Genomic DNA, 21,247 nt, shown 5'->3' on the forward strand with positions numbered 1-21,247 from the left:
ATTCTTTTCACTTGTCTTAACTCATCTATTTTAACAAATTATGTTCTCACAAACGAGTATCGTCTTTACACTGTAATTTTAATCTAATTTTAAAAATAATAATAAATCATAAAACTATAGTTAACTTTTATAAACTTATAGTAAATATGTGCAATTCCCCTTAAATCTTAAGCTATCATGAAAATATCTTAAACAAAGGAGCATGAATACATATGAAAATTAAATCAACTATTTTTTCTACTCTCATGATTTCTACTGCACTTCTCGCAACTTCCCAAGCTTCTTATGCGAGCACCGACACTATCGGTCCAGCTTCAAATGCGCATAACCAATCTACAAAAAATATGTCTAATCATCCGCATAACATCTTAAATCAAAATGTTTCAATTGCACATCGTGGCGCGAGTGGTTATGCACCTGAACATACTTTCTTCGCATATGACAAAGCGAAACATGAACTTAACGCAGACTATATTGAATTAGATTTACAGATGACTAAAGACGGCAATCTTATCGCGATGCATGATGAAACGGTAGATCGTACAACTGGTGGAAAATTCCATGGTCCCGTCAAAAATTATACGACAGAACAACTGAAACAAATGGATGTCGGTACTTGGTTTAACGTTGAAAATCCACAATATGCGAAACCTGAATATGAAGGCGCAAAAATTCCGACGCTTGACGAGATTTTAAATCGTTATGGTCAAGATACTAATTATTATATCGAGACAAAGTCACCAGATGTGTATCCAGGTATGGAAGAAAAATTACTTCAAACACTGAATCAACATGGCTTATTAACTCCTGCAAAACTAAAAAACGGACAAGTTGTGATTCAAAGCTTCTCACAAGAAAGCTTACTGAAGATGCAACGCTTAAATAGCCATATTCCGCTTATTCAACTAACAGATATTGGTCAATTATCCGCTTATACTGATCAACAACTAGACTTTATTTCATCTTATGCACAAGGTGTCGGCCCTGAGTATCATGATGCGACACCACAAAATGTCGACAAAGCACATCGTCACGACTTACTTGTTCATCCATATACAGTAAATACACAACCAGAGATGCAAGCATTGCTGAATGCAGGTGTAGATGGTGCATTTTCAAATTATATCGATCAGTATATTCAGTTACGTGATCAAAAATAGTACTAATTGACCACATATAGTTATTTCATGTATGAGATTCTAACAGTTTACTAGTATTTTCTTTCTATGACTAAAACAATATTTAGTTATAAAAACCACAAGATATAACAATGACCCCATTCACTTCATTTAAGAAACAAATGGGGTCTTATTTATTAATCTTTAGGCAACCAACGAGAGAGTTTGCCTTTTTTAAATAATATCATTAATACAACATAGCTGATAAAAGCACCGACAGCACTTGAAGTAATAAAGGCTGCCATTAAAGGTTTAATCGCAAAATGTTGTAAACCGAGTACGAATGCTAATGGAATACACATAAAACTTCCGATTAATCCTGTACCGATGACTTCACCGATAGCTGCCATAAATAAATGTTTACGGTAGCGGTAAAGTGCACTTGCCAACAATACACCAATCATACTGCCAGGAAACGCAAAAGCAGATCCTGTGCCGAACATCATTCTAATTACAGAAGATAGAAAGGCTTGTGCCAATCCAAACCACGGTCCTACAAATACAGCGCATAGCACATTAATCATATGCTGAATCGGTGCTGCTTTAATCGGTCCAATAGGGATAACAATCAAACTGCTTAAAACCACATTAATGGCGATAAACATTGAAGTCAGTGTAAGCTTTCTTACATTCACAATAAAAAACGCCCTTTCACTTATAATTTAAAGTTACTGCTTGTGGTGCGCTGCATTTAACTGATCAGCCATCGTATTAATCATCATCTGCAATAAATCATTCGCATCTGCTTGGGCATCACGAAACTCTGTCACAATCGGCAACGCATTGATTTTTTGTTGAATCTCCGCAATCTCTGCTTCACTACGCTTGAAAGCTTCCATTTTGCCGTAGTTCTGCAAATTGACTGATTGCTTTTGTCGTTGTTTCAAATCAGCCATCCACGCATCGATATGATGATTACGATGTATTTGTTGTTCAACTTTTTGATATTCTTTAACGGTTTCTAAAGCTTTTATTTGATCACTGAGTGCTTGTGCCTTAGCGATAATCTCTGCTTTATCGTACATTATGCTTCAACCGCTTCAGCTTCCACAATATTTAAGAATGTACCGTTTAAAGAATATTGTTTCGCTTCATCAATTTTCACTTTCACTAATTGACCAATTGCTTCTTTAGGTCCTCTGAAATTGACAAGTTTATTTTTCTCAGTATAACCTGCTAAAACATTTTCATCTTTTTTACTGCTGCCTTCACATAGTACAGTGACCACTTCACCTTCGTATGCTTTTAAGGCACGTTCTGAATAATAACCGACTTTTTTATTCAAACGTTGTAAACGTTCTTTCTTCACTTCAGTTGCCACGTTATCTTTCATACGTGCTGCTGGTGTACCATCACGTTGTGAATAAAGGTACGTATACGCATGTTCGAATTCAACTTCATCATATAGTGATAAAGTCTCTTCAAATTGTTCTTCAGTTTCATTTGGATAACCGACAATGATATCTGTTGTTAACGCAACATCTGGAATTGCTGCTTTGATACGATTTACTAAATCTAAATAACTTTCACGTGTATATTTGCGTCCCATAATTTTAAGTACGGCATCATTACCAGATTGTACCGGTAAATGAATATGTGGAATAATATTGCCGCCTTTGGCAATAACTTCAATCATGTGGTCTGTGAAGTCCCATGGATGACTTGTTGTGAAGCGAACACGTGGAATATCAATTTTAGCGATATCTTCAAATAAATGGCCTAAACCATATTCAATATCTTGTAAGTCCTTACCATATGAGTTAACATTTTGTCCTAATAATGTAATCTCTTTATAACCTTGACGTGCTAAATCACGTACTTCTTCAATAATATCTTCTGGTCTACGGCTACGTTCTTTACCACGTGTAAACGGAACAATACAATATGTACAGAACTTGTCACAACCGTACATAATATTGACCCAAGCTTTGAAATAGTCATCACGTACTTTAGGCAAGTTTTCAATAACATCGCCTTCTTTTGACCATACATCAATGACCATTGCTTTAGATAAATAAGCTTCTTCTAAAATTTCAGGCAGTTTATGAATATTATGCGTACCGAAAATCATGTCCACATTTTGGAATGATTTTAAGATTTTATTTACTACTGATTCTTCTTGTGACATACAACCGCAAACGCCGATTAAACAATCTGGACGATCGCGTTTTAAATGTTTTAAATTACCGATTTCACTGAACACTTTATTCTCCGCATTCTCACGGATTGCACAAGTATTCAGTAAAATAACATCCGCTTTCAACATGTCGTCTGCTAGCGTATAACCAAGTGCCTCAAAAATACCTGCCATTACTTCTGTGTCATGTGCGTTCATTTGACAACCGTATGTTTTAATAAAGAACGTACGGCCTTTACCCATATCTTTAAACTTTTCATCTATTTGGAAATCACGATTATATTTTACTTCTTCTTTACCGCGTTTTTTGGCTTCTTTTAAACTAGGAGGTTGATACACTGTTTCGAAGTACTGACTATAATCTTTTTCTTTTTTATTTCGTTGAGCAATGACGTCTAAAGAACCTGCTTTTCTTTGTTCTTCATTCACTTCGCAAAATCCTTTCTATATCCCCGATTTATCATTATTACATTATATATGGTTTATCATAAAAGTGCAAAATGATTCTTGTTCTCATAAGAAAAAGCCGGTCAATGTGACCGACTCTTTGATTAGTGTTTAGATTTAGGGTTCAAAGCATCTTTTAATCCTTCACCCACGAAGTTGATACATAAAATTGTAATCGTAATAATCATCGCTGGTGGCATCCAAATCCATGGTTTACTGCTTAATACATCCGCTTCTTGCGCATCCGATAACATATTCCCCCATGTCGGTGTTGTTTTCGCAATACCGAAACCAAGGAAACTTAAACCAGCTTCTGCCACGATTTGTACCGCAAATAATAATGTTGCTTGTACAATGATGACACTTAAAATATTTGGAAGTAAGTGTTTTAACATAATTTTATAAACAGGTGTTCCAATTGAAACTGCCGCTAAGAAATATTCATTTTCTTTTTCCTGCATGACTTTACCACGAGTTAATCTGGCAATCCCAACCCATGATAAGGTAATGATTACAGCTGCTAAAATAAATGCTGAGCCATATGGGTTTTTGATTTTGTCACTGAATGTCGCATTTAATACGATTGCGAATGGAATGAATGGGAACAACATAACAAACTCAGTAAAACGCATTAAAATGGTATCTACTTTGCCGCCATAGTAACCTGAAATCATTCCGACAATCAAACCGATGATTAAAATTCCGGCAGTTGTCACAATCCCAAAGACCATAGAGACACGACCAGAATAAAGCAGACGACTTAAAATATCACGTCCACCGGCATCTGTGCCTAACCAGTGTTCTGGTGACATATCCCCTTTAATATAAACCAAATTTTGTAAGTTTGGATCGTACGGCGCAAGCAGTGGAGATAACATTGAAATCACAAATATCGCAATTAATGTAATCAGCGCTGTCATTGCTAATTTATTATGTGTGAAGTGAATCATGGCTGTTTTCAGCGGTGAATAACTTTCATGTTTCGTTTTTGATTTTTTAGACATGTTTTCTCCTCCTTAGTTGCTCTTAATTCTAGGGTCTACAATACTGTATGTGATGTCGGATATTAAGTTCGCTAATAGTCCTAAAAATGCAAAGAATAAAAGTAATGCCATCATTAATGGATAGTCTTTACCGCTGATTGCTTCAATTAATAATTTACCGATACCAGGATAAGAGAAAATCGTTTCTGTAATTACAGCCCCGCCGAAGATAGATAACACATCTCCACCGAAGAATGTCACAATCGGAATGACTGAGTTTCTTAAAATATGTTTGTTGTAAATTTTGTTTTCTGAAATACCATTTGAACGTGCTGTTCTGACATAGTCTTTACGTGAATTTTCGATAATATCATTTCTTAAGAATTGTACGTAACCTGCTGTCGACATAATACCTAGAATCAATGCAGGCAATAAGGCATGATAAATTTTACTCATATAGTACGGGAATGTACCTTCTTCCAAACCAATCGTCACTGAGCCTTGGAATGGGAACCAGTTTAATTGGAAAGCAAATAAATAAATTGCGAACACACCCGCTACAAATGAAGGTAACGCGAGTAAGAAATAGTTCGCGATTTGTATAGAATAATCTAAAGGTGAGTACGGTTTCCGTCCTGAAACAATACCAAGCGGAAACGCTAAAATATAAGTAAATATCAAACTTAATGTACCTAGTGTAATTGTGTTTGGCATTCTTTCTTTAATTAAATCTAAAACTGGACGTTTGAATCGTACAGATTCACCTAAATCACCTTGAGCGATTTTTTCAGCCCATTTCATATATTGCACATGAATCGGCTGATCATAGCCTAATTTTTTTCTTTGTTGTTCAATATATTTAGATGCTGAACTATCAGTTGACGTTACAGATCCTGTAAAAGCATCACCCGGCTGCATTTTCGCAATACCGAAGATAACGATTGAAATTAAGAATAATAACCGAATCATCAATAATAAACGACGAACAATTAACTGAATCATTTTTCCACCTCTTCCTCAATCAATAAGCATGCTGCGAAATGATTTTGACTGACTTCTTTATACTTTGGCTTAGTTGTTTTACACGCTTCTTGAGCAATCGGACAACGGGTATGGAATGGACACCCTGTCGGTGGATTGGCAGGAGAAGGTAAATCACCTGTTAATAAAATACGTTCTTTTCTTTTTTCTGGATCAATTTCAGGAATAGCTGAAATCAAAGCTTGTGTGTACGGATGTTTAGGATTGTTATAAATTTCATCTGACGGACCTTGTTCTACAATGTGTCCGAGATACATAACTCCAATGTAATCACTCACATGCTTTACGACACTTAAGTCATGGGCGATAAATAAATAGCTGAGATTAAACTCTTCTTGCAAATCATCTAATAAGTTCAAAACTTGAGATTGTACAGAAACATCTAACGCACTGACAGGTTCATCTAAAATGATAAGTTTTGGTTTTAAAGCGAGTGCACGTGCAATACCGACCCTTTGTCTTTGACCCCCTGAAAATTCATGCGCATATTTGTAATAGTCTTCTGTATTTAGACCTACTTTGACAAGCAGTGCTTTGACTTCTTTTTCGAGTTCTTCTTTAGATATTTTATGATAGTTTTTAATCGGTTCAGCGACGATATCGCCGACCATTTGAAGCGGGTTTAATGATGCATAAGGATCTTGAAAGACCATTTGAAAACCTTGTCTCGCTTCTCTCAACTTTCTACCTTAAATCTTTGTGATATCCTCGCCATCGAATAAAACAGTACCATCTGTCGGTGTCTGTAATCTTAAAATGCTGCGTCCTGCTGACGATTTACCACAGCCTGATTCACCAACAAGCCCCATTGTTTCTCCTTCATTAATTTTAAAACTGATACCGTCTACTGCTTTAACTTGACCGATTGTTCTACGAAAAAATCCACCTTTAATTGGATAATATTGCTTAAGATTGTTTACTTCTAAGATTGTCTTTTTATCCATATCGTTCCTCCATTATTGCTCGTCATATAAATGACAAGCGACTTTATGTTTTGCGTCAATCGATTTTAAAGCGACGTTTTCAGTTTTACAGATATCCATAACATGCGGACATCTATTTGCGAATTTACATCCTACTTTCGGCATATTTACAAGTGAAGGGACACTACCTTCAATGACTTCTAATTTTTCAACATCACTGTCTAATTTAGGTATCGATCTGATTAAAGCTTGTGTATAAGGATGTTTCGGAGATTTGAAAATTTCATTTGTCGTGCCAGTTTCAATAATATTACCGGCATACATTACGGCAACGCGGTCACAGAGTTCTGAGATAACAGCTAAGTCATGCGAAATGAAGATGATAGACATATTCGTTTCTTTTCTGATTTTACGTAACAACTCTAAAATTTGGGCTTGTACTGTAACGTCTAAGGCAGTGGTAGGCTCATCAGCGATTAACAAATCAGGACTACAAGAAATAGCTAATGCGATCATGACACGCTGTCTCATCCCCCCTGATAATTGATGCGGATAGTTATCAATGACTTCTGCGGCACGCGGAATACCTACTTGGTTCAGCAAATCAATCGCTTTGGCTCTCGCTTCTGATTTATTCAATTTCAAATGCAGCATGATTTTTTCAGTAAGCTGATTACCAATTGTAAATACTGGATTTAAAGCTGTCATCGGTTCTTGGAAAATCATTGAGAGTTCTTTACCTCTTAGTTGGTTATAGTCATTCTCACTGATGTTGTCGACACGCTTACCTTTAAAGACGATTTCTCCTTCTTCAATCTTGGCAATTTTTTCTGGTAATAACTGCATCACAGATAAACTTATTACAGATTTACCTGATCCTGATTCACCTACGATCCCAAGAATCTCCCCTTCTTCAACTGACAAATTAATATCATTAACTGCAGAATGCCATTCTTTCTTTATGTAAAAGCTGGTTTTTAATTGTGTTATTTCTAAAATATTCCTCGATGTCAATTTCAACACTCCCTTTTTTTGCTTAGAAAAAGCCTCGAAAATAATCGAGGCTTTTCATGCAAAATTATTTTTCTACAGTCCATTCATTTGCAGGGTTAGAACCTTTGAATGAAACTTCAAAGTTTTTAACTTTATTGCTAACTAAAGTAATATCTTCAAGTTCTACAAGAGGGATAACTGGAACATCTTTATTCCAAAGTTTTTGCCATTTCAAGTAGATATCTTTACGTTTTTCTTTGTCGTTTCCTACAACATCAAAATCAGTAGCTTCTGCTAATAATTTATCTGATTCTGGGTTGTTGTAACGTGATTCATTCCATAATGCATTTGATTTATATAAACCTGATGGATCTGGGTCAGCCCCTTGTTGCCATCCTCTGAAATAAACTTCAACGCTACCGTCTGATTTTTCTAAATCTGCATTATATTTACTGAATTCAACCATGCTGACTTTAGTTTTCAAACCAACTTTTTCCCAATAACCTTTAAGTGCTGCAGTTCTTGGTTCAAATGTTGGGTTTGCACCTGCATAGTGTTTCAAGCTGATTTCGAATTTTTTACCTTTAGGGTCTTCTCTGAAACCATCGCCGTCTCTATCTTTATATCCTGCTTCATCTAATAATTTTTTCGCTTTTTTAACATTGTAGCTATAGTCTTCTAAGCCTTTATTACCTTGAGATACCCAGTGACTTGTTGGAATTAATGAGTTCGTTGGTTTAGCGTAACCATACATGAATGCTTTAATCCATTCATCTTTATTGATCGCATAATCCATTGCTTTTCTTAAACGTACATCTTGGTATTTAGGAAGTGGTTCTCCGACTTTCATTGCTTTTTTATCATATTTGTTTAATACAAATCCGATAATTTGGTATTGTGTTGATGGTGCTGTTAATATTTTAATGTTGTCTGCTTTAGAGTCTTTGACTTGTTTCGCCATTGGTGGTGTACCTTGACCTACCATGTCGATGTCGCCGTTTTGAAGAGCTTTAACCATCGCATTTTGGTCTACAACTTTATAGTTGATTTTGTCTAGTTTTGGTTCACCTTTCCAGTAATCTTTGTTTTTCTCAAATTGTACTGATTCGCCATCTACGATTTTTTTAACTTTGAATGGTCCATAACCGATTGGGTGTTTACGAACAGCGTCTGATTTCGCCATATCTTTAACTGGAATATCTTTAAAGATTTTTTCACTCAATAAATCGCCAGCATAAATTTTCAATAAGTTATTAACTTTTTTCTCTTTGAATGTGATTTCTACATTGTAGTCATCAATTTTTTTGATACCTGAAATTGTATCCGCTTGACCTTCTTTTTTCGCTTGTGCCCCTTCGATACAATCTACGTTGTCATAACGTGGACCATCGTAGTCAGGATTTGCTAATGTTTCTAATGTGAAAAATCCAGTCATTGATTGTTAATGGATTACCATCTTGCCATTTCACACCTTTTTTCAATGTGAATTTATATTTCTTAGCAGGTTCGATTTCTTTCCATGACACTAAGTTTGGTTCTAATTGTAAATGATCATCCATTTTGAATAATCCATCACTGAATAATCCGATAACACCTGAATCAGTGACTGATGCTGCATAAATACCAGAGAAGTTACCTTCTGGTGGTGCACCTGTACCAATATTTAATGTACCGCCTTTTTTGTCACTCTTGCCCGTACTGCTTGAACCCTTAGTATTATTAGAATCCGACTTTTTGCTGCCGCATGCTGATAGTACTAATAACAGTGATAGTAAAACTATCGCTAACTTAAACCATCGTTTCTTCATATAATTCCTCCTCTTGCTGTTATCTCTATGCCGCTTATATGAAATTATTATATTAATATTCAGACTATTGTGTCAATGACGCTTCTATTTTTTATTATTTTTATAATTAGGTTGTTTGATAAAACAAAAAAGCACTCCTGTAATTAGGAATGCTTTAGCAAATAATATTTATTAATCATATTTTGCGGTCAAATCTTCCATTGTAATACCAGTCGGTACATAATAGAACTTCACTTGACTGATGACACTTGGTACTTCTAGTTCGACCATTCTGTCATTAATATTTTGAATTAAAATTAAACACTCGCTCATTGTGCCTTGAACGGTTGTTTCTAATGGCGATACTCTAAATTTTAATCCAGATTGTTCAATAATAGAAATCGCTTCATCAACATATGGAATAACGTCTTCACCATTGGGTGTTTTAGGTAATACTTGAATACTCATCAATGTATCTTGCATCTTTCAAACCTCTTTTCACTATTTCATTAACTTTACTGTATCAAAATTTATATTTTCTATCGAATATTCTATCTTAGTTTTATGGAAATCATACAGTGTGGTAATAACAGCTGATAATAATGAGGCGATGATCAATTTCTTTATAGACTAGGCGGTGGATTTCATCAAGTTTCAAAACTTTAAAACCACCTTCACTGATTCGTCTAACATATAGAGGCACAGGATGATTATCTTCATCAAAAGGAATTTCACCTTTAATTTGTCTGATTGCTCGATTAAAATGTTTGATTAATTCTCCATTTAAACTTTTGAAATGGGTATGATCATTATTTGCTGTTTCCGTAAAATCGATTAATAAATGATCGTCTACTAACACTTTTACGAGATGTCCATTGATATAATCTCTAATACAGTGTGCTAAATGTTTTCGATTGGCTTCGTTTTTTAATAAATAAATGCGTGCATCATACCCTTGTGGTGTTTCATTTTCAATTATATGTTCATTTGAAGGATCTACTTGCTGTCCTTCTAAGTAATTATGTGCAATTTTATTTAATAAGTGCTCTTGTGTCATAGGAGTTTCATTTCCGTTTATCTCTTTCTTCATTTTGTACACCTCTTAAATGCGACTTATTTAAACATTACCCTGATTAAGCGGTATGCCAAACTTTTATTTTAAACTTTAGTCAATCTCAATTTAATGGATATACAAAATAATCATATAAATATATTTTCAGAATCATAAATAAGCCTTCATACCCTTACAATAACTTATACCCGTTATTTGAAGAATATGAAGGCTATTTTGTATTTTAAATAAATTGTTTTGTTAGTTCATCAAATTGTGATTGGTCAATGTTGATATCTTGCTTAGCTAAAGCTTCTCCGCTCATCACTTCTAATTGTGATTCATAAGAAGGTGTTTCTTTATCTTGATATACAATACCTGTCAGCAATGATTCATGATTGATAACTGCTTGTGTTGCTTTACCTTTATCTGATGGATCATAATCTTCTAATTCATCAACAGATACAAGATTTTCTTTAAACCAATCATACGTGTTTACTTTATTATAAGTCACACATGGTGAGAAAACGTTCACAAATGAGAAACCATCATGGTTGATTGCTTCTTCGATTAAAGCAGTCAATCCTTTGATGTCACTTGAGAAACCTTGTCCTACAAATGTTGCACCTGATGATAATGCTAATTCTAACGGTGCGACGTTTTGTTCAATGTTGCCTTTTGGTGTAGTTTTTGTCACAAAGCCAGGTGCTGATGATGGTGATGTTTGTCCTTTAGTTAAACCATAAATTTGGTTATCCATAACGATGTACGTAATGTTCATGTTACGACGTAATGCATGAATGGTATGACCCATACCAATCGCATAACCATCTCCGTCACCGCCTGAACAAATCACTGTTAAATCTTTATTGGCCATTTTAACACCTTGCGCAATCGGTAAAGCACGACCGTGAATCGCGTGCATACCATATGAGTTAACATAGCCTGATAAACGACCTGAACAACCGATACCTGTAATTAATGCTACTTCTTCTGGTTCTAAGCCTACATTTGCAGCTGCTTTTTGAATCGCTGCTTGGACTGAGAAGTCACCGCAACCTGGACACCAGTTAGGCTTAACGTTATTTCTAAAATCTTTAAATGTTGCCACCTGTAACCACTCCTTCAGTTTCTTTGGCAATTTCTAAACCTTTTTCTTCAATTTCATGTGGTAAGAATGGTGTACCATCATACTTCGTTTGATTGATTAATTTTTGATGGACGTTCACATTCATTTTTAATATATTCGCAAGTTGTCCTTGATAGTTATGTTCAACAACAACTACTTTTTTCGCTTTATCTACCGCTTCTTGCACAATTTGTTTAGGGAACGGATGCAATTGTTTAATTTGTAAATGATTGACTTTAATACCTTCATCTTCAAGACGTGCTTTACCTTCTTGAATTGCACCTTTTGTTGAAATGAAACCAATATATAAGATATCCGCTTCATCATACGGTTGATCGTCAATCACAGGTTCATTGATTAATAACTTTTCTGTCTTACGCATACGTTTGTCCATTTGTTCTTGACGGTTTTGTGCAGACTCGCTAGGTTTACCTTCTGGACTGTGTTCTACACCTGTCACATGATGAATACCGCCTTTAACACCTGGAATTGGTCGTGGTGATACACCGCTTGCTGTTAATGCATAACGTTTGAAGTAAGATTTATCATCTTCATCTCTTTCAATATCACTTTGCAGCAACTCGCCACGTTTAATTTCTACACGACTGAAATCTAATTGTTCAACAGTTTGTTTACCTAATGCTAATTGTAAATCACTTAAGATAATGACTGGGCATTGGTATTCTTCAGCTAAGTTGAAAGCTTCAACTGTTAAATAGAACGAATCTTCAGCATCTGTCGGTGCTACGACAATTTTAGGAATATCGCCATGCGTACCATAAATCATCTGCATTAAGTCAGATTGTTCTTCTTTTGTCGGTAAGCCTGTTGATGGACCGCCACGTTGTGTATTCACAATCACTAACGGCGTTTCAGTCATACCTGATAACCCGATAGATTCCATCATTAACGACAAGCCAGGTCCTGCTGATGCTGTAAATGCACGGACACCTGCATAGTTTGCACCGATAGCCATTGTCGCAGCCGCAATTTCATCCTCTGTTTGGATAACTGCACCATTTACTTTTGGTAAGTTTTCAATCATATATTCCATGATTTCTGATGCTGGTGTAATCGGATAAGCAGCCATAAATTTAGAACCCGCTGAAATCGCACCTAAACCAATCGCATCGTTACCAATCATATATAAATGCGGCTCAGACTGGCTTGCTTCAAGGTGGTAGTCACCTTTTAAGTCTGTCATTTCTTCTTTCATAGCTTCATAGCCTGCATGTAACGCTTGAACGTTCATGTCTACAATATTTTCGCCTTTTTTACCGAATGTATTCGCAATTAAAGATTCGAAAGATTTGATATCTAAATCCATAATGGCACATGTTGCACCAATTGCGACCATGTTTTTCATTAATTTCGTACCTAACTCTTTTGCGATATCTGTAAAAGGCAGTACGATCAGTTGGGCTTTACAATTTTCAGGACGAGACGGTTTTGCTTTTGCATCTACAATAATTACGCTGTCATCACGCATTTCATGATGGTTTAATTCAATCGTTTCTTGATCAAATGCGATTAGAATATCTAAATCATCGCTGATCGCATGTACAGGTGTTGTTGATACCCTGATTTTATTATTGGTATGTCCGCCTTTAATACGGCTTGAGAAATGTCTGTATCCGTAGAGATAATACCCTTCACGGTTCATTGCTGTGGCAAAGATTTCTCCAGTCGATTCAATTCCTTCACCTTGTTGTCCGCCTACTTTCCAAGATACTTGTGATTTCATACCTAGCTTTGCCTCCTGTAATATAATTCATCTATCATCATAACAAAATAAACCACTGTATTACTATGATAACAGTGGTTTTAAGTGAAATTCATACTAACGGACGATACCCTATCAGACCATTTCGAATGGGTTATCTTCGTTAATTAAAATCCGTTCAATCTTTTTGGTTTTACCATTTTTATCTAAATCAATAACTACACCAGATAAAACTTCTCTTCCCTCGTCAGGTACAACATGACGTTGCGGTAAACTTGAGATAAAACGGTAAATGACTTCATCACGATTAATACCTAAAATACCATCATAGAAGCCAGTCATACCGACATCTGTAATGTAACCTGTACCTTGAGGTAAAATACGGTTATCTGAAGTTTGAATATGTGTATGCGTTCCAACTACAGCACTTGCGCGGCCATCTAAATACCAGCCCATCGCATTTTTCTCTGATGTTGTTTCCGCATGAAAATCTACAAAAATATAAGGCGTTTCTTTTTGCGCTTCTTTTATCAAAGCATCTGCTTTTTTAAATGGATCATCAATATCTTGCATAAAAGCGCGTCCTTGCAAATTGATAACAGCAAGTTTTGTGTCATTAATTTGCATATAACGCATGCCGACACCTGGTGCTTCATCAGGGAAGTTCGCAGGTCTGACCATACGTTTCGCATCATCAATAAACTCATAAATCTGACGCTGACCATACGTATGATTGCCCATCGTCATAAAGTCTACGCCTTCACGTAATAATTGTTTATAAATTTTTTCAGTCAGTCCTTTGCCGTGTGCCGCATTTTCAGCGTTCACAATTGTCGCAGTCGGACGGTAATGTTGTTTCAATTTAGGAAGATACGTCGTGATTGCCTGACGTCCTACCTTACCTACGATATCGCCGATAAATAATATTCTCAACGTTCCTTCATCCTCTCATATTAGTTAGTTTAATGGAAAAAGCATCAATTGAAAAGTATCAATCGCGTTCTGAAATCAAAGATTCTTTTAAGTTTTAATAACTTCATCTTTAATTCTATGTAGAGCGGGTAAAAGTAATTAAGTCATTCATACATCACATTGTTGTATTTGTAAAAAATCTGTCAATTTTCGACTAGAAGTTTTACTTTTTCAGGGTGTGTTTGTATGTTATGATTTGTCTATCAAATTTATAGGAGATGTCGTTATTCAATGTCAATTAATATTGATCCCGAAAAGTTCGCAGAACTAGTACTTCAATCAAATCCGTCAAAAAGTGAGGATGCTGAAGATATCGCAAAAGAAGCTTTAGAACTTTATGTTAATGCTTATCGTTTAGCTGAAAGATACGCACAATTATCTTCAAACGCTTTAGATACATGCGAAGTACTTAAAGAAGTAAAACAAACAGATTTACTTTTATCTAAATAAAGACAACGATTATAAAAATAAAAGCAATGCAGTGATATACACTGACACATGAAACACGTGAAGTTAAGCAAAATATGCTTAACTTCTTTTTTATGTTCAACTTTTTATTGCTTCTTCAAATGTTCTATCAATAAGCTTAGATTATCATCAATGTATTTATTCTTATGTGTAAACAAATAAAAATCACGTTGTATATCTACAGGTACTACGCTTAAATATTGATGATCATAAGGAGTCAGTGCTGAAGAGGAAACAATAGATATTCCCATACCACTGCGCACCATATTTTTAATCAGTGTGGTGTTATTCATTTCAACTAAAAAGATATCATCTAAGCCAAGTTTCTCAATCCCCTTCTCTTGGTATGCACGCGTACCTGAGCCTCTTTCTCTAATATAAAACGTTGAAGCTTGTTCAAACACTTGCCCTTTTCTACGAATTAAAACTAACTCATCATGTTCAATTTTAATTTTATTTAACGCATTGTCTTGAATTTCTTTTTCTACAATACCTACATCGATACTATTATGTTTAAGATGTTCAATAATATGTTCTGAGTTATCTAATCTCGCATGAATGTGTAATTTAGGATATTTTAGTGCCAAGTCTGCGAGATGTTCAGACAATCGATATTCTCCGTAAGTGTAACTGCTGCCAATGGTTAGTTCTCCTGAAATTGTATGAGGTGCTTGTTTTAAATCTTTTCTCAAACGATCTTCAAGTCGCTGTTTTTGTATCGCATATCGAAATAAAGTTTCACCATCAGTTGTGAGTCGCATGTTCGAATGTTTAAATTCAAATACCTTCACGTCATAGTCACTTTCTAAGCGTTTAATATCTCGGCTGATTGAAGGTTGCGAGGTATATAAGTTTTGTGCTGCTTTCGTGTAGCTTCTCGTTTTTACGACTTCAATTAATACTTTAAAAGGATCCATTGTACGTCCTCCGACTCTTTGACTTTTCACTATTATAACAAATTTGTTATGAGCGCTATACCAAATATTTATTTAACGTTATAGTCAGCCAATGATAACCTTAATTTTAAGGAGGCATGACTATGACAACATTTAGACAAAAACCTTTCATACTAGGGATACTCTTTACTCTGGTTATCGCACTCATCAGTATGTTGTTAGCGAAGTTGCCGATTCTCGCAAATGTAGGTGCATTGACTATTGCGATCTTATTTGCGATTGTTTATCGACATATTAAAGGATATCCGGAAACACTTAGACCTGGCATTGAATTTTCAGCGAAAAAGCTTTTGAAATTTGCGATTGTCTTGTATGGTCTTAAATTAAATATTAACGAAATCATTACACAAGGACGTACATTATTACTCGTGGATATCGGTGTAGTTATTTTTAGTATCGGTTTTATTTTCTTATTAAACAAATGGCTTAAAGGTGATCGTGATATCGGTCTTCTATTAGGAATCGGAACAGGAATTTGCGGTGCAGCTGCTATTGCCGCAACTTCTTCAATTCTAAAAGCGAAAGAGAAAGACACAGCATTAAGTGTGGGCATTATCGCATTAATCGGAACACTCTTTTCATTAGCCTACACTGTTATTACATCTATCTTTAATATTGCGCCACAATTATATGGCGCATGGTCAGGCAGTAGTTTACATGAAATTGCGCATGTCGTATTAGCTGCTGGATTTGCGGGAGAAGCTTCACTTAAAATCGGACTACTCGCAAAACTCGGACGTGTATTTCTATTGATTCCAGTCAGTTTGATTTTACTCGCAATCATGAAATACAAATCACAACATAGTGCACAAAAAGCTAAAATAGAAATTCCATATTTCTTATTTGGTTTTATTATTGCTGCACTGATTAATACGTATTTACCATTGCCAGAACCTTTAATGGCAGTATTAAATTTCTTAGCAACATTACTCATCATAATGGCAATGGTTGGATTGGGCTTGAATGTTGCCTTAAAAGATATTAAAGATCGTGCCGGCAAACCATTAATAGCAATTGTAATCGCATCTATTATATTATCCGCATTAACTTTTGCGACTCTAAGTATGCTGCATATATAAATTTAATATGAATTAAATGAAACTATCCCTTGAGCTCATTCAAAAGCTGAAGGGATAGTTTATTTGTATATAAAAGAACCTTGAGCTATCTCTAGCCCAAGGTTCTGTTGGTTTCAAAAATTATTTTGCATATTCAATTGCTCTCGTCTCACGAACAACTGTCACTTTGATATGTCCTGGATACTGTAGTTCATCTTCTATTTGTTTTTTAATATCTCTTGCTAGGCGATGTGCTTTCAAGTCATCGATGTCATCTGGTGATACAATCACACGGATTTCACGACCTGCTTGAATCGCAAATGCTTTTTCTACGCCTTCATAACCTTCAGATAGTGCTTCTAAGCGTTCTAATCTTCGGATATAATTTTCAAGTGTCTCTTTACGAGCACCTGGACGCGCTGCTGATAAAGCATCTGCTGCAGCAACTAGGATAGAGATAATTGATGTTGGTTCAACATCCCCGTGGTGGGAATGAATCGCATTAATAACTGTTTCGTTTTCATGATATTTCTTCGCAAGTTCTACACCAATTTCGACATGGCTGCCTTCTACTTCATGATCAATCGCTTTACCAACGTCATGTAACAAACCAGCACGTTTTGCCAATGTCACGTCTTCACCAAGTTCAGCTGCAAGCATTCCTGATAAATGTGCAACTTCGATTGAGTGTTTTAAGACATTTTGGCCATAACTTGTTCTGAATTTAAGTCGACCGAGTATTTTAACTAGGTCTGGATGCATGTTATGAACGTTAATTTCAAATGTAGCTTGTTCACCAGCATCTCGGATAATATCATCTACTTCTTTACGTGCTTTTTCTACCATGTCTTCGATACGACCCGGATGAATCCGACCGTCTGAAACAAGGTTGACTAAAGCTGTGCGTGCAATTTCTCGTCGAATAGGATCGAAGCCTGATAATATAACCGCTTCTGGTGTATCATCTATAATTAAATCGATACCCGTCAATGTTTCTAAAGTACGAATGTTTCGACCTTCACGGCCAATAATACGACCTTTCATTTCATCATTCGGTAAGTTGACTACCGATACTGTTGACTCTGAAGTATGTTCAGCAGCTAAGCGTTGAACCGTTGTTGCCAACAATTCTTTTGCGGTTTTATCAACTTTTTCTTTCGCTTCATTTTCCTTTTCTTTAACAAGTACTGCAATATCTTGTGACAGTTCTTCTTCAACACGTTGAAACTGTTCTTTGATTGCTTCATCACGTGTGAGACCGGAGATGCGTTCTAATTCTTGTTCGTGCTTCATTATTATGGATTGAACACTACTCTCTTTTGCATCTACTTGTTGTTGTTTTTCTTCAATTTTCGATTCTTTTTGCTCTAAAATCTCATCTTTTTTGTCTAATAGATCAGACTTACGCTCTAAGTTATCTTCTTTTTGAAGAAGGCGGGTCTCTTGTTTTTGAAGATTTCCACGTATTTCTCGAAGTTCATTTTCTGTTTGTTCTTTTAAACGTTGATTTTCTTCTTTCGCCTCAAGTAATCTCTCTTTCTTGAGATTCTCTGCTTCTTTGTTCGCCTGATTGATAATATCATCTGCAGTTTGTTTTGCTTGCACTTGTTTATCGTGCAAAACTTTTTGGGCAACTATATACCCTACAACAACTCCTAGAATACAACCCAGCAAAATGAGTAGGAGGGTTAATAAATTCACACAAACACCTCCTTTTTCTAGGATTTTGTTTATTTGTATATCAATTTCAATATGATTATATGAAGTTATATAAGAATCATACATACCAATTGTACTTTTTTAACATGAGAAGTGTCAAGGTTAATAGTTTACATAACCTTCATAATTACACCGCAAAAAGAAAAACCTGGAAGCTATTTCCAGGTTTATAAAATAGATACTATTCTTCTTCAAATAAAGATGCATTTTCACTATTTTTTTCTGCTTCTTTTTCTTCTTTCTCTTCAACATCTCCATCAAAAATACCAAGTTTTTGACGTAATTTTTGATCGATGTCTGCTTTAACATCAGGATGTTCTTTCAAGTAATTCTTAACGTTTTCTTTACCTTGACCCATACGGTCGCCATTGTAAGAATACCAAGCACCTGATTTATCAACGATATCATGTTCAACACCTAAGTCGATTAATTCGCCTTCTTTAGAAATACCTTGTCCGTACATAATATCAACTTCTGCTACTCTGAATGGTGGCGCAACTTTGTTTTTAACTACTTTAATTTTAGTACGGTTACCTACAATTTCTTGGCCTTGTTTTAATTGTTCTGCACGACGTACTTCTAAACGTACTGAGCTGTAGAACTTCAATGCACGTCCACCTGGCGTTGTTTCAGGGTTACCGAACATTACGCCGACTTTTTCACGGATTTGGTTGATGAAAATCGCTGTACAGTTTGATTTAGAAATAGCACCTGAAAGTTTACGTAAAGCTTGTGACATTAAACGAGCTTGTAAACCAACGTGTGTATCTCCCATTTCACCTTCAATTTCAGCTTTAGGTGTTAATGCTGCAACTGAGTCGACAACAATAATGTCTACTGCACCACTACGCACAAATGCTTCTGCAATTTCTAAACCTTGTTCCCCATGGTCAGGTTGTGAAAGGTATAAGTTATTGATATCTACACCTAATGCTTCTGCATATACAGGATCTAACGCGTGCTCAGCATCAATAAATGCTGCAATGCCGCCTTGTTTTTGTACTTCAGCAATCGCATGCAATGCAACTGTTGTTTTACCAGAACTTTCTGGTCCGTAAATTTCTACAATTCTTCCTTTAGGGTATCCGCCTACTCCTAAGGCATTATCTAATGTAACAGAACCGCTTGATACACTTGAAACTCGGCGCGCTTTGTTATCGCCTAACTTCATAACCGCACCCTTACCAAACGATTTCTCCATATTCTTAATTACAGTATCTAGCGCTTTTTGACGTTCATTATTCAATGTCTGGCCTCCTATTCGAGATATCTTCTCAAATTTATCTTAATTCATACTATACAGGTTTCTATCCTAAATTACAAGAAATAAACGAATATTTGTTCGGTTATTTCTTGTTTTAAGTGATAACCAACCGAACACTAGTACTTATAAACGTAATTTTTTGTCTATTTCTTACTTAGAAAACATATTTATCAAACGGATATAGACATAGTTTGGCGTTCTATGTTTAATTAAATTCCTTTTTTGCGTCATAGTAAACGCTTCTATTTTGAAGTCATCTTCTGTGCGTACACCTAAATACACTTCATCCTCTTCATGCAATAAGGCTACACCGATATCAGTTTGATAAAGTTTACGTACTTGTTCTGCACCTGATTTTAATCGTGTTTTAATATCTAAGTCTTGTTCTACAAAGATAACATCATCAACCAACATACCTCTTAACTTATCAAGTTTATCATCTTCTTTAAGTTTAGAGTAAACTTCTCCTGATGTAACACCATCATAAATCGCAAAAGTACCCGGTACTTTTTCAAGTGTTGCTTGTTCGATTGTTGTTTCATCAGAACCAAAATAATAATCTCCAATACGATTAAGAATTTCTGTTCTAATTGGTTTGATTAAAGACTTACATGTAGCTTCATCTGGTCCACTTGCTGTAACACGAATTTTAACTTCATGAGATCCGGCTAAAGGCGCAATAGTCGGATTAGATTGATTGTCTATTAAGTCTAACAATTCTGTTTCAACACGTGATTCTCCGATACCCGCAAACTTCAATTGTTCAGAAAAGATTGTACCGTTTTCTTGCATTAATAATGGAAGTAATTCTTCTTCTGCCATCGGATTCATTTCTTTTGGTGGTCCAGGCATTAACGCAATACGTTTACCATCTTGTTCTACTAACATGCCAGGTGCCATACCTACTCTATTTGGCAGAACCGTTGACCCTTCAATCACTAATGCTTGTTGTTTATTATTTTCGCTCATTTCTTGTTTTTGTTCTTTAAAGTAGCTTTCAATATATTCTAATGCTGTTTCATCTGTAACCAGTTCACGCCCTAAGACTTTTGCTACTGTATGTTTCGTTAAATCATCTTTTGTCGGACCAAGTCCGCCTGTCATTACGATCGTATCGTTAACTTCTAGAGATTGACGCAATAAGCGTTCTAATCTAGCTTCATTATCTCCAATTACCGCTTGTTCCACGACATTTAAGCCAACACCGTTAAATAATTGAGAAAGGAACTTCGCGTTAGTATTGAGTATTTGTCCTAATAGGAGTTCTGATCCTACTGCTACAATAGAAATTTTCATAAAATTTCCTCCATTACCTTTGAGAATCTTAATTCATACTATACAAATATAAGAGTGGCATAAACATAGTGATTTGTGAACTCATATGCATTCAGTTCACCGCTATGTATATGCCACCCTTA

At 35.6% G+C, this 21,247-nt stretch carries 18 protein-coding genes and 2 pseudogenes; 3 read left to right on the forward strand and 17 right to left on the reverse strand.

Going from position 1 to position 21,247, the window contains the following annotated elements; all coding sequences use genetic code 11:
• The first annotated feature begins 212 nt into the window (after positions 1-212).
• The gene (locus HMPREF2846_RS10005; protein WP_002480749.1) at positions 213-1,160 is read left to right on the forward strand and encodes a glycerophosphodiester phosphodiesterase; all 948 of its coding nucleotides are present in this window, start codon (positions 213-215) and stop codon (positions 1,158-1,160) included.
• 155 nt (positions 1,161-1,315) lie between these two features.
• On the opposite strand, the gene thiW is transcribed toward HMPREF2846_RS10005, so the two are convergent.
• From thiW to HMPREF2846_RS10070, 13 genes and pseudogenes are all read right to left on the reverse strand, one after another.
• Entirely contained in the window at positions 1,316-1,813 is a 498-nt protein-coding gene (gene thiW, locus HMPREF2846_RS10010) for an energy coupling factor transporter S component ThiW (RefSeq protein ID WP_002480748.1), read from the reverse strand.
• 33 nt (positions 1,814-1,846) lie between these two features.
• A complete protein-coding gene (locus HMPREF2846_RS10015) occupies positions 1,847-2,203 on the reverse strand; it encodes a YlbF/YmcA family competence regulator (protein WP_002480747.1) in 357 nt (118 codons plus the stop codon).
• Positions 2,203-3,744, reverse strand: coding sequence for a tRNA (N6-isopentenyl adenosine(37)-C2)-methylthiotransferase MiaB (miaB, locus tag HMPREF2846_RS10020; RefSeq protein WP_070626566.1), 1,542 nt, complete (start codon positions 3,742-3,744; stop codon positions 2,203-2,205). The genes HMPREF2846_RS10015 and miaB overlap by 1 nt, the downstream gene beginning before the upstream one ends.
• A gap of 122 nt (positions 3,745-3,866) precedes the next feature.
• Positions 3,867-4,766, reverse strand: coding sequence for an oligopeptide ABC transporter permease (opp4C, locus tag HMPREF2846_RS10025; RefSeq protein WP_023015663.1), 900 nt, complete (start codon positions 4,764-4,766; stop codon positions 3,867-3,869).
• A 12-nt stretch (positions 4,767-4,778) separates the two neighbouring features.
• Complete coding sequence (gene opp4B, locus HMPREF2846_RS10030; protein WP_070626567.1) at positions 4,779-5,747, reverse strand: oligopeptide ABC transporter permease; 969 nt, start codon at positions 5,745-5,747, stop codon at positions 4,779-4,781.
• Positions 5,744-6,730 (reverse strand): annotated as a pseudogene (locus HMPREF2846_RS10035) (ABC transporter ATP-binding protein). The gene opp4B and the pseudogene HMPREF2846_RS10035 overlap by 4 nt, the downstream one beginning before the upstream one ends.
• 12 nt (positions 6,731-6,742) lie before the next feature.
• Positions 6,743-7,723, reverse strand: a complete 981-nt coding sequence (locus tag HMPREF2846_RS10040) for an ABC transporter ATP-binding protein (RefSeq protein WP_083309999.1) — start codon at positions 7,721-7,723, stop codon at positions 6,743-6,745.
• A gap of 64 nt (positions 7,724-7,787) precedes the next feature.
• Positions 7,788-9,510, reverse strand: a pseudogene (gene opp4A, locus HMPREF2846_RS10045) (oligopeptide ABC transporter substrate-binding protein).
• A gap of 171 nt (positions 9,511-9,681) precedes the next feature.
• Positions 9,682-9,972, reverse strand: a complete 291-nt coding sequence (locus HMPREF2846_RS10050; RefSeq protein ID WP_002480740.1) for a thiamine-binding protein — start codon at positions 9,970-9,972, stop codon at positions 9,682-9,684.
• 88 nt (positions 9,973-10,060) lie between these two features.
• Positions 10,061-10,579 (reverse strand): type II toxin-antitoxin system YoeB family toxin, encoded by a 519-nt coding sequence (locus tag HMPREF2846_RS10055; RefSeq protein ID WP_002480739.1) that lies wholly within the window; start codon positions 10,577-10,579, stop codon positions 10,061-10,063.
• A gap of 205 nt (positions 10,580-10,784) precedes the next feature.
• The gene (locus HMPREF2846_RS10060) at positions 10,785-11,651 is read right to left on the reverse strand and encodes a 2-oxoacid:ferredoxin oxidoreductase subunit beta (RefSeq protein ID WP_002480738.1); all 867 of its coding nucleotides are present in this window, start codon (positions 11,649-11,651) and stop codon (positions 10,785-10,787) included.
• A complete protein-coding gene (locus tag HMPREF2846_RS10065) occupies positions 11,638-13,413 on the reverse strand; it encodes a 2-oxoacid:acceptor oxidoreductase subunit alpha (RefSeq protein WP_070626569.1) in 1,776 nt (591 codons plus the stop codon). Before HMPREF2846_RS10065 ends, HMPREF2846_RS10060 begins: the two co-directional genes overlap by 14 nt.
• Before the next feature lie 114 nt (positions 13,414-13,527).
• Positions 13,528-14,325 carry a TIGR00282 family metallophosphoesterase gene (locus HMPREF2846_RS10070; protein WP_023015669.1) on the reverse strand — a complete coding sequence of 266 codons (798 nt, stop codon included), beginning with the start codon at positions 14,323-14,325 and terminating at the stop codon, positions 13,528-13,530.
• A gap of 270 nt (positions 14,326-14,595) precedes the next feature.
• Between HMPREF2846_RS10070 and HMPREF2846_RS10075 the strand changes: the two genes are divergently transcribed.
• On the forward strand, positions 14,596-14,814 hold the full coding sequence (locus HMPREF2846_RS10075) for a hypothetical protein (RefSeq protein ID WP_002480735.1): 219 nt from the start codon (positions 14,596-14,598) through the stop codon (positions 14,812-14,814).
• 104 nt (positions 14,815-14,918) lie between these two features.
• Here HMPREF2846_RS10075 and HMPREF2846_RS10080 read toward each other — a convergent pair whose 3' ends face one another.
• On the reverse strand, positions 14,919-15,749 hold the full coding sequence (locus tag HMPREF2846_RS10080) for a LysR family transcriptional regulator (RefSeq protein ID WP_002480734.1): 831 nt from the start codon (positions 15,747-15,749) through the stop codon (positions 14,919-14,921).
• A gap of 122 nt (positions 15,750-15,871) precedes the next feature.
• On the opposite strand from HMPREF2846_RS10080, the gene HMPREF2846_RS10085 reads away from it, so the two are divergent.
• Positions 15,872-16,867, forward strand: a complete 996-nt coding sequence (locus tag HMPREF2846_RS10085; protein ID WP_023015671.1) for a YeiH family protein — start codon at positions 15,872-15,874, stop codon at positions 16,865-16,867.
• Between the two features lie 120 nt (positions 16,868-16,987).
• On the opposite strand, the gene rny is transcribed toward HMPREF2846_RS10085, so the two are convergent.
• The 3 genes from rny to HMPREF2846_RS10100 form a co-directional block, all read right to left on the reverse strand.
• Positions 16,988-18,547, reverse strand: coding sequence for a ribonuclease Y (gene rny / locus HMPREF2846_RS10090; RefSeq protein ID WP_002480732.1), 1,560 nt, complete (start codon positions 18,545-18,547; stop codon positions 16,988-16,990).
• A 199-nt stretch (positions 18,548-18,746) separates the two neighbouring features.
• Positions 18,747-19,811, reverse strand: a complete 1,065-nt coding sequence (recA, locus tag HMPREF2846_RS10095) for a recombinase RecA (RefSeq protein ID WP_002480731.1) — start codon at positions 19,809-19,811, stop codon at positions 18,747-18,749.
• 168 nt (positions 19,812-19,979) lie between these two features.
• On the reverse strand, positions 19,980-21,125 hold the full coding sequence (locus HMPREF2846_RS10100; protein WP_070626570.1) for a CinA family nicotinamide mononucleotide deamidase-related protein: 1,146 nt from the start codon (positions 21,123-21,125) through the stop codon (positions 19,980-19,982).
• Between the last annotated feature and the right edge of the window lie 122 nt (positions 21,126-21,247).

The sequence above is a fragment of the Staphylococcus sp. HMSC056G08 genome (assembly GCF_001812305.1).
In the GTDB taxonomy this organism is placed as follows: Bacteria; Bacillota; Bacilli; order Staphylococcales; family Staphylococcaceae; genus Staphylococcus; species Staphylococcus simulans.